At 59.8% G+C, this 9,152-nt stretch carries 9 protein-coding genes and 1 pseudogene; 3 read left to right on the top strand and 7 right to left on the bottom strand.

The features are described 5' to 3' along the window. The 3 genes from mgtA to GIW04_RS23895 form a co-directional block, all read right to left on the bottom strand. On the bottom strand, positions 1 to 1,654 hold a 1,654-nt coding region (gene mgtA / locus GIW04_RS23905; RefSeq protein ID WP_236479256.1), incomplete at its 3' end, for a magnesium-translocating P-type ATPase. Between the two features lie 548 nt (positions 1,655 to 2,202). Then, positions 2,203 to 2,547 carry an antibiotic biosynthesis monooxygenase family protein gene (locus GIW04_RS23900; protein WP_034135287.1) on the bottom strand — a complete coding sequence of 115 codons (345 nt, stop codon included), beginning with the start codon at positions 2,545 to 2,547 and terminating at the stop codon, positions 2,203 to 2,205. Beyond that, entirely contained in the window at positions 2,544 to 3,692 is a 1,149-nt protein-coding gene (locus GIW04_RS23895) for a cytochrome P450 (RefSeq protein WP_120249129.1), read from the bottom strand. Before GIW04_RS23895 ends, GIW04_RS23900 begins: the two co-directional genes overlap by 4 nt. 74 nt (positions 3,693 to 3,766) lie before the next feature. On the opposite strand from GIW04_RS23895, the gene GIW04_RS23890 reads away from it, so the two are divergent. Continuing rightward, a complete protein-coding gene (locus GIW04_RS23890; RefSeq protein WP_120249130.1) occupies positions 3,767 to 4,504 on the top strand; it encodes an ArsR/SmtB family transcription factor in 738 nt (245 codons plus the stop codon). Between the two features lie 28 nt (positions 4,505 to 4,532). On the opposite strand, the gene GIW04_RS23885 is transcribed toward GIW04_RS23890, so the two are convergent. The 3 genes from GIW04_RS23885 to GIW04_RS23875 form a co-directional block, all read right to left on the bottom strand. Then, positions 4,533 to 4,877 carry an FKBP-type peptidyl-prolyl cis-trans isomerase gene (locus tag GIW04_RS23885; protein WP_003190363.1) on the bottom strand — a complete coding sequence of 115 codons (345 nt, stop codon included), beginning with the start codon at positions 4,875 to 4,877 and terminating at the stop codon, positions 4,533 to 4,535. A gap of 247 nt (positions 4,878 to 5,124) precedes the next feature. Beyond that, on the bottom strand, positions 5,125 to 5,745 hold the full coding sequence (locus GIW04_RS23880; RefSeq protein ID WP_003190361.1) for a transglycosylase SLT domain-containing protein: 621 nt from the start codon (positions 5,743 to 5,745) through the stop codon (positions 5,125 to 5,127). Positions 5,746 to 5,823: 78 nt separating this feature from the next. Beyond that, complete coding sequence (locus GIW04_RS23875; protein WP_003190360.1) at positions 5,824 to 6,792, bottom strand: hypothetical protein; 969 nt, start codon at positions 6,790 to 6,792, stop codon at positions 5,824 to 5,826. A gap of 203 nt (positions 6,793 to 6,995) precedes the next feature. Between GIW04_RS23875 and GIW04_RS23870 the strand changes: the two genes are divergently transcribed. Together GIW04_RS23870 and GIW04_RS23865 are read left to right on the top strand one after the other, a co-directional pair. Continuing rightward, positions 6,996 to 8,492 carry a PAS domain S-box protein gene (locus GIW04_RS23870; protein ID WP_120249131.1) on the top strand — a complete coding sequence of 499 codons (1,497 nt, stop codon included), beginning with the start codon at positions 6,996 to 6,998 and terminating at the stop codon, positions 8,490 to 8,492. A gap of 102 nt (positions 8,493 to 8,594) precedes the next feature. After that, the gene (locus GIW04_RS23865) at positions 8,595 to 8,867 is read left to right on the top strand and encodes a DUF1652 domain-containing protein (RefSeq protein WP_003190355.1); all 273 of its coding nucleotides are present in this window, start codon (positions 8,595 to 8,597) and stop codon (positions 8,865 to 8,867) included. Here the strand turns inward: GIW04_RS23865 and GIW04_RS23860 are convergent. Next, positions 8,830 to 9,152 (bottom strand): annotated as a pseudogene (locus GIW04_RS23860) (MFS transporter); the annotation flags it as partial. The gene GIW04_RS23865 and the pseudogene GIW04_RS23860 overlap by 38 nt on opposite strands.

Here is a 9,152-nt window from a genome sequence, read left to right as displayed (position 1 = left end):
CTTTGGGTGGGTCGAGAAACGCCACGTAGCCGATCAGCGTCAGGTTGTTCTCATCGGCCAGGGTGTAGGTGTCTCGTCCTGCCTGCATCGGCTGCGCCGCGACCGCCACCACCCGCAGCCCTTCTTCGTTAAAGGCTGCGGTCACCTGGCGAATGCGCGCCAGCAGTTCGTCGGTCAGCACTTCATCGACGTCGCCATGGCGCACGCGGTTGCATACCGACAAAATCTCTTCCACCGCCCCCTTGCAGATCAACAGGTGCGGTTGGTGCTGCTCGGCCACCACCACCGACATGCGGCGGCGGTTGAAGTCGAAGGGAATCTCGTCAACCTTGTGGAACGCGGTGCCGACTTTCAGCTCGCGATGGATGTCCACATGCTCAAGCACGGCCACATCCAACAGGTTTTTCAAGCCGGTCTGGTAGTAGCTGTTGAGGTAGGCCATTTCCAGCACGTCGTCCGCTTCCTGGCCCCACACGTCCACATGGCGCGCCAGGAAAATCTTGTCCTGGGTGAGCGTGCCGGTTTTGTCGGTGCACAGCACGTCCATCGCGCCGAAGTTCTGGATCGCGTCCAGGCGCTTGACGATCACCTTCTTGCGCGACAGAAACACCGCGCCCTTGGCCAGGGTCGAGGTGACGATCATGGGCAGCATTTCCGGGGTCAGGCCCACCGCTATCGACAGCGCAAACAACAACGCCTCGGTCCAGTCGCCTTTAGTGAACCCGTTGATGAACAGCACCAGCGGCGCCATCACGAACATAAAGCGAATCAGCAACCAACTGACCTTGTTGACCCCCTGCTGGAACGAGGTGGTCGCACGGTCCGTCGCCGTGACGCGTTGCGCCAGGGCACCAAAGTACGTGCTGTTGCCGGTGGCCAGGACCACCGCCGTGGCGGCGCCGGACACCACGTTGGTGCCCATGAACAGAATATTCTCCAGTTCCAGCGGGTTGCGTGTGTGGGCGTCCTGCTGGTGGGCGAACTTCTCCACTGGCATGGATTCACCGGTCATCGCCGCCTGGCTGACGAACAAGTCCTTGGCGCTGAGCACGCGGCAGTCCGCGGGGATCATATCGCCGGCCGACAACACAATCAGATCGCCCGGCACCAGTTGCTTGATCGGCAGTTCAATGCGCTTGGCAGCATCGCGGCGCAGCACCGTCGCGGTATTGCTCACCATGGCCTTCAAGGCATCGGCGGCCTTGTTCGACTTGGCCTCCTGCCAGAAGCGCAACAGGGTCGAGAGCACCACCATGGAGAAAATCACCGTGGCGGCCTTCATGTCTTCGGTCAGCCAGGAGATCACCGCCAACAGGGTCAGCAGCAGGTTGAAAGGGTTCTTGTAGCAATGCCACAGGTGCACCCACCACGGCAGCGGCTGCTCGTGCTCGACTTCATTGAGGCCGTATTGCATACGCAGGGCGTCGGCTTCCTGGGTGTTCAGGCCCTCGGCGTGGCTGCCCAGTACACCCAGCAATTGCACGGTGCTGCGGTTGGCAGATGCCACCAGTGTCTGCGCCAGGCTAGGCGGTACTTCGCGGCTGACGCTGGCGTCGGTCACGGTCTCCAGCATCGCCAGGCGGCGAAAATGCCGGGCGATATGCCGGGTCCGCAGGAAACCGGCGAAGAACTCTTTGAGCAAAGTGAGGTTCATGGTGTAACTCCTGCGCGAGGAAAAACCGTCGTGCAGGTACTGCCCGTCCACACCGCGCCCGTCACACAGGCACAGCCGAACCTGGCCCGCCCGCCGTAACAGGCAGGCGCGTCCGTAGCATCCAGGCGTTACCCAGGTGCTGGTCAGCGTCGATGAGAGGGAATCAGGCAGGCGCCAGGACTGGCCACCGCCGGGATGCCGCTTCTCGCTTTGTGAGGCGAGACAACGGCATCTGGAAAATGCGCGTTACCTTGCCAAGAGGCCGGTTACCGAAACCGGCCGACGACTGTCACTCGAACAAGTACCCACTGAGGGTCTCCGCTATTGATGAAAACGCGCGAAGCTTACGCCCCGATGTTGGCGGAGTAAACCGTAGGAAAGTGCCTGCATGGTGAATAAGAAAATTCTTCAGGATGGGTTCAGGTAACAACGGTAGGAACGAGCTTGCTCGCGAAAAACGCCAACGATAACGCGTGCTTGCTGTGTGAACGCGGCGCCTGCGAGTTTTTCGCGAGCAAGCTCGCTCCTACAGAGGCGGAGTGCTGCGTTCACTCATGAGCCTGCCTGCTATCGGTCGGCGCTTGAACACGATCCTCCAGACTGTAATCGCGCACCACCTGGGCAATGCGCAGGTGGTAGTCAGCAAAAACCTGCCGACGGCCTGTTGACTGAGCGGCTCGATGTAGCTCAAGGCTGCGCCACTGCTGGATGGCTGCCTCGTCACGCCAGAATGATAGGGAGAGTAGTTTTGAAGGTTCACTCAGGCTCTGGAAACGCTCAACTGAAATAAAGCCATCGATTTGAGCGAGCAGAGGCTTGAGTTCGGCAGCGAGGTCGAGATAACGCTGGTAGTGCTCCTCATGTGGCCAGGCTTCAAAAATAACAGCGATCATTGTTGAGTCTCCTCATCACGGTAGAACCTCGGGATGCGGCCATTAAGGGAAGGCAGATAATCCCAGCGATAAGCAAGGGCAGATAAGTCTGGCCGTCGATGCAAGAATGCCGAAATCACCTCTGAGGCAATAGCCAATGCCAAGGGCTGGCCTGGGCATTGATGCCTGCCTGCGCCGAAGCTGAAGGTTCGTCGTTGAGTTCGTTTGAGCAAGAAGCTGTCGGGGTCTGGGTTGACGGCGGGATCTCGGTTGGCAGCAGCAAGCAATAGTAAAACGGTATCGCCCACCTCTAGAACGCTGCCGCCAATCGTGCAGCGCTGTGCAACGAAGCGCCGGGTGTTTTGTACCGGTGAGTCGTGGCGCGCTACCTCTGCCACCCACTCAGCGACGCGCATCGGGGTAGCTTGCAGGTCAGGGTTTCGTTGGAGCGCTATGAGGGCGTTGCCGATCAGGCCGGCAGTGGCTTCGCAGGTCTGTGACAACAGCCCAATCAGATTCGCTATCAACGCCTCATCGTCTTTCCAGGCTGAGGCTTGGTATTCGTCATAAAGACGCTCCAACACGCCGCTACCCTTATCATCGTTGCTCAGCAGCACCTGAAACATCTGCCTCAGCCGAGCCGCCCCGCAATGGGCTTCACTGAGTTGAGCTTCGTCGCTCAATGGCGATAGGCAGGCGACAAACTCCCGTGTCAGTTGCGCGACTTCCTGCAACTGGCTGGGTGCAAAACCTATCAAGGTCGCAATGACCGAAACCGGTAACCTGAACATCCACTCGTTCGGGTTACCGACGGGGTCATCCAATGTCTCGACAACCTGCGCCACAATGCCTGCGAGATTTTCGGTTCCTAACGAGCCCAAGGCCGGCTCGATAACCATCCGGGGGCAGCGGTGTTGCGCCCCCTCGTTCATACGCATCAAACGACCAACGATATCGCCTGCCGCGCCTTGAGCAATGGCCGCTGGAATCGGCTCGTGCAGTGGGCGTACAAGGCAGTCGGGATGCTCCAGGATGGCCTCGACAACGCTGGCGCCACTGGCAATCCATAAACCAAGATCTGCATCAAAGACCAGTTCACTGTGTCGTCTGAGGCGTGCGTAATAATCGTAGGGGTCGGCATGGGTAACGGCTTCAAATGGAGTCATTTTGGCAGTCCTGTTCGCAAAGAACGGCTACTATCGAACAACCGTCACACAGACAATTCGCTCAGGAACGAAATATGGATTCCCAAAGCAATGACACCGCCATTTCGCGTGTCGCCGGCGCGATTGCCGAACCTGCAAGGACGAAAATGCTGTGCTCGCTGATGGACGGCCACGCCCGCACCAGTACGGAACTGGCCGTCATCGCCGACGTCAGTGCTTCTACGGCGAGCGCACACTTGGCAAGGCTGAAAGAGGACGGCTTGGTAAAACTGCACACCCAGGGCAGGCACCGCTACTTCAGCCTGACAGACGCGCACGTGGCCCAAGCAATCGAAGCCCTCATGGTGATCAGCCGAAACGCTCAGACCGGGTTTGTTTCGACTACCCCCAGTCGGTTGCAGCTCGCGCGAACCTGTTATGACCACATGGCGGGGTCCTTGGCGGTACAACTGCACGACTATTTCCTCGACTCCGGCTGGCTGAGCATGTCGGACGCGGGTGACGGTACGTATCAGCTCAGCGTGGAGGGCGAAAAAGCGATGACAGGCCTCGGTATCGAGGTAGAAACCGTAAGGGCGCAGCGGCGTCGTTTCGCTTGCGCATGCCTGGACTGGAGCATGCGCCGCCCTCACCTCGCCGGCGCACTGGGGGCCGCTGTGCTACAGGCCGTCATCAGCCGCAAATGGGTTATCCAGGACCTTGATAGCCGGGCGCTGGCGGTGACGCCCAAGGGGCGAAAGGAGCTGTCGGGCAGGTTTGGGATCAGGGTTGAAGAGCCAGAACTGAAGCGCTCAGGCAGCGCCTGCGCATAACGCCAAGCACCGTCCATGTTCGGCCACCTCAATCATCCCGCGTCAGCACTTCCAACAATTCGATCTCGAAACGCAGGTTACTGTTGGGTTTGATATGCGCGCCCATCGAGCGCTCGCCATAGGCCAGGTGCGCCGGTACATACAACGTGCGCACGCCGCCAACCTGCATGCCCATCAAGCCCTGGTCCCACCCCTTGATCACGCGGCCAGTGCCGATCACGCACTGGAACGGTTTGCCCCGCTCCCAGGAGGAATCGAACACCGTGCCATCTTCCAGGGTGCCGGTGTATTGGGTGGTGATCAGCGCGCCCTTGACCACGGCTTTGCCGTCGCCCAGGCGGATGTCGGTGACCTGCAGTTCGTCGTTGCTCATGGGGTTCTCATTGAAGGGGTGAAGGGCAGGGGTTTTCCCAGAATCGGATGGGTTTGGCAAGTGCAGGGGAATGGCCAGCGTGATGGTGAACCGTTCGCTGGAATGCATACAGCCGCGTTAACACAATCCAATGTGGGAGCTGGCTTGCCTGCGAAGGCGGCGTGTCAGTCAATGCATCTGTGTCTGCACTACCGCTTTCGCAGGCAAGCCAGCTCCCACAATTGAATCTGCATGCATCCAGAAGCCTTTACAACCAATGCCAGAACCGGCTCCAGAACCCTCGCCCCAACTCATCCTTGCACCCGGCATATTGGCGCGCATACATCTGCGAACGCGCTTGCACCTTGCTTGCCACCGGTGGCAGCCAGGCTTTGCTGGCGTAGGTGCGCTGGCGGTAGCCGCCCCAGCCTTCGTGGTAGTTCAGGTACTGACCATAGGCGTCGTATTTGTAGACACCGTTGATGGTGTAGGTCTTGTCCATGTACCAGCCGATAAAGTCGATGGCGTCGTCGAAGTCTTCGCGATCAGCGCCGCTGCGGCCGGTGGCTTTGCGGTAGTCGTTCCACACTTCATCCTTGGCCTGGGCATAGCCGGAAGCGGTGGAGACGCGGCCCCAGGGAATGATCCACAGCAGGTATTTACGCGGGGTCTTGGCGTCGTGGCGAAAGCCCGACTCCTGATACATGATCGCGAACGGCACCTGGATCGGTACGCCCCAACGCTTTTGCGTGACTTTGGCGGCGTCGTACCAGTCGTCTTTTTCGCGCAAGATACCGCAGAGGTCGTTGGGCGTGCGTGGCGGCGAGGTGCCGCACGCCGCCAACAGGGAAGTGAGTAATAACAGTCCGACGGCTTTGCCTGCGCTCAAGGGGCACCTTTGTGGGATAAGGGTAAAATGCCAGCATTTTACCCCTTCACACAGGCGGCGTCCTTGCCGCAGACAGTTTTAAGCCAAGGGCACGCGACGGGTAGTCAGCGCGATACGACCGATAAAGAAGCTCAAGGCCGCGCCCAACAGCAGCATGGCCAAGGTGCTCCAGGCCGCGCGGGACAGTTGCTTGGCTGCGACTTCACCGGCTTCACGGGCTTTCTGTTCCGCCTGTTTTTTCAGCTCATCGACCTTTTGCATGGCTTGCTGATAAGCCTGGGCATAGTTGTCGACGATCTGGGTGGCTTCTTCTTTGCTCTTGCCAGTGCGGGCCGCGACGATGTTGACCAGCGCCTCTTTATCCGCTGCATTCAGGGCTGGCTCGCCGGACGCTTTCACACGTTCGAACCACTGCTTGAGCTCATCACCGGCCTGGGCAGGGTTGGTCGCTGCATCGGTGGCCGACTGCTTGCCATCGGCTGCTGCCTGATCGGCTTTTTGCTCAACATTGGCAGGGTCCAGCTCAGCCTTGCCGCTCTGCTTGAGCAAGGTATCCAGTTGGCCTTGCAGGCTGTTCCAGTCCAGCTCGATGCCCTGCTCGTTCAACTGCTGCTTGATGCTATTGCCAATCCCCGGCGCGGCGGCAGCAATGCCACTGCCAGCTGCGGACAGGCCTTTGCCCACCACGTTGCCGGCAGTGCCGACCACGCTGGACGCCAAGCCCGCCAGCAGCCAAGTGGTGAGCAAGGTGGTCAGGGTCCAGGTCAGCACCCCATGCAGGCCGCCACGATCCGGTGCCGTGCGGCCGGCCACGAACGCGCCCAATGCGATGGCGACCAGTGTCGATACAAACAACCAGATACCCGCACCCGTGCCAAAACCGCTCAACGGGTTGCCCGCTTCCATCGGGTCAACGGCACTGGCGCCAATGGCGGTGCCCAACACACTCAAGACCAGGTAGGTGACCAGTGCGATTGCACTACCGGCCAATACCGAGCTCCACGACACACGAAACAGCGATCGATTGGATTCATAGACAGTGGTCATACAAAGGTCCTTTTCAAATTGAGGAGCAAGGCAATGCGCCTTGATGGGTGTGAGTGTGGCGAAACGACATACGTTCAGTCCTGGCCTATATGCACCAGGCAGCCTGGTGCATTCGCACTGCCCCGTAGGCAATTACTCTGCACTATCCTGAAGCCGGGATGTCGTAACCCAATGTGCCTTGCCCTGCCCTAATCGGAGACGTTATGACCCAGGATGTTCTCGCCAAAGAAACCAACCGCCGCCAACTGCAAACCATCATCTCCGGGCTGTCCGACGGTGTGATCCTGGCCGAGGTCGACCAGACCATTCTCTGGGCCAATGAAGCGGCGTTGACCATGCATGGGGTCAGCGAGGTCAAGGAACTGGGCGCCAATACCGAGGCGTACGCCAAGCGCTTTGCCCTGCGCTACCGCAACAACCACCCCTTGGCACTGGACAGCTACCCCCTCAGCCGCGTGGCCGCCGGTGAAGAGTTCAGCGATGTGGTGGTGGAGGTCACACCCGCCGACGACGAACACCGCAGTTGGGTGCATCGCCTGCGCAGCCTGGTGCTGACCGACGCCCAGGGTGAGCCGGAGTTGCTGGTGCTGATCCTCAGCGACGCCACCGAATGGGCCAGCGCCGAGCAACGCTTCGAGAAAACCTTCAACGCCAACCCGGCGCCCGCCGTGATCTGCCGCCTCAGCGACTTGCGCTACATCAAGGTCAACCATGGTTTTTTGGAGATGACCGGCTATAACCGCGACCAGGTCATCGGCAAATCCGTGTATGAGCTGGATGTGCTGGAACAGGCCGAGCGCAAGGACCTGGCGATCCAGCGCCTGGGCGAAGGCGCGACCATCCCGCAGATGCAGGCCGAACTGAGATTGCCCGAAGGCGGCAGCAAACTGGTGATCGTCGCCGGCCAACCGTTGGACATGAACGAGGAAGACTGCATGCTGTTTTCCTTCACCGACCTGGAGCCACGGCGCAAAGCCGAGATCGCCCTGCGCCAGAGCGAAGAGCGCTTCGCCAAATCCTTTCGCCTGACGCCCGTGCCGACCCTGGTGTGCAGTGCCGACAACCGCCAGGTGGTGGACATCAACGAAGCCTTCATGAGCATCACCGGCTACATCAGCGAAGAATTGATCGGCAAATCCATCGAAGACATCAACTTCATCGACAGCCCCCAGGCCGGCGCGCAGTTGTTCGCCACCCTGGAAAAAGCCGGCAACCTTGAAGGCCAGGACCTCAAGGTACGCAAGAAAGGCAACGAGGTGATCGACTGCGTGGTGTCCGCCGACACCGTAATTATTCAGGACGTACCCTGCTACCTGATGGTGCTGATGAACATCACCGAGCGCAAACGCTCGGAGCTGGAACTGGTGGCGGCCATCGAGGAAGTCATGCAGGACGCGTCCTGGTTCAGCCAGACCCTGATCGAGAAGCTGGCCAACGCTAAGAGCGTCAACAGCCCCAACCTGCCGAACGTTTCCTTCACCGACCTCACCGCCCGCGAGCGCGATGTGTTGGGCCTGATCTGCGAGGGCCTGGCGGACAAAGAGATCGCCTCGCGCCTGAAACTGGCGCCCAACACCGTGCGTAACCATGTGGCCACGGTGTATTCCAAGCTGGGGGTGCACAGCCGTAGTGCAGCGATCGTCTGGGCCCGTGAACGCGGGCTGTTTGCCGGTGATTTGCGCCTGAAAAACAAACCCTGACCCTGCAAATGCACTAGTGCGACTAGTGCGAATTCGCCTTATTGAGCGGCGGTGCAAGCAATAACCTTCAAGGGATCGTATTTATGCCTTGAAGGAACCCGCATGTTTACCCTCTCTCAACTGCGCAACTGCATCGAAGAAGGCCTGTCACCGCTGACGTGCGAATTCACCCTGTGCCGGGACGCGTCCTTGACCCTCAAGGTCTACGACGCCGAGACCGGTCGTGTCGACTTGGTGGTGACCGGCATCAGCACCAACCGCCTGCAGACCCCGCAGGAAGTGGCGAAAATGGTGGATGAATTGCGCTACGAGCTGCAAAGCAACAACGTCGGCAAGCTCACGCTGGATGATCTGCCTTTATCGCCGCTCCCATGAAATAAAACACTCCGCCTGCAACGATAAACGCCCCCAGCATGTAGAACATGTAATGGGCTGGCAGGCTGGCCAACACCAGGCCACACAGCACCGGCCCCAACGCGGCGCCGAGGTTGGACAGGTTTTGCGCCCCGTAATACATGCCCCGCAGGTGGTCCGGGGCAATTCGGTCGATAAACATGTACTCGGCCGGGAACACGATGATCTCCCCGACGGTGAACACCGCCATCGCCAGCACCCAGCCCACCACGCTGGTGGACAGCCCGAATCCGATCAACCCCAGCA

Source organism: Pseudomonas sp. PA-4-8C (genome assembly GCF_021606625.1).
Classification (GTDB): Bacteria; Pseudomonadota; Gammaproteobacteria; order Pseudomonadales; family Pseudomonadaceae; genus Aquipseudomonas; species Aquipseudomonas lactis.
Note: the sequence above shows the minus strand (reverse complement) of the source record. Positions and strands in the feature narration are given on the sequence as shown.

What these genes read in the sequence shown, in the direction of transcription:
- GIW04_RS23900 (WP_034135287.1), bottom strand. Translation starts at nt 2,547, where the DNA reads ATGATCGCTGTTATTTTTGAAGCCTGGCCACATGAGGAGCACTACCAG.
- GIW04_RS23895 (WP_120249129.1), bottom strand. Translation starts at nt 3,692, where the DNA reads ATGACTCCATTTGAAGCCGTTACCCATGCCGACCCCTACGATTATTAC.
- GIW04_RS23890 (WP_120249130.1), top strand. Translation starts at nt 3,767, where the DNA reads ATGGATTCCCAAAGCAATGACACCGCCATTTCGCGTGTCGCCGGCGCG.
- GIW04_RS23885 (WP_003190363.1), bottom strand. Translation starts at nt 4,877, where the DNA reads ATGAGCAACGACGAACTGCAGGTCACCGACATCCGCCTGGGCGACGGC.
- GIW04_RS23875 (WP_003190360.1), bottom strand. Translation starts at nt 6,792, where the DNA reads ATGACCACTGTCTATGAATCCAATCGATCGCTGTTTCGTGTGTCGTGG.
- GIW04_RS23870 (WP_120249131.1), top strand. Translation starts at nt 6,996, where the DNA reads ATGACCCAGGATGTTCTCGCCAAAGAAACCAACCGCCGCCAACTGCAA.
- GIW04_RS23865 (WP_003190355.1), top strand. Translation starts at nt 8,595, where the DNA reads ATGTTTACCCTCTCTCAACTGCGCAACTGCATCGAAGAAGGCCTGTCA.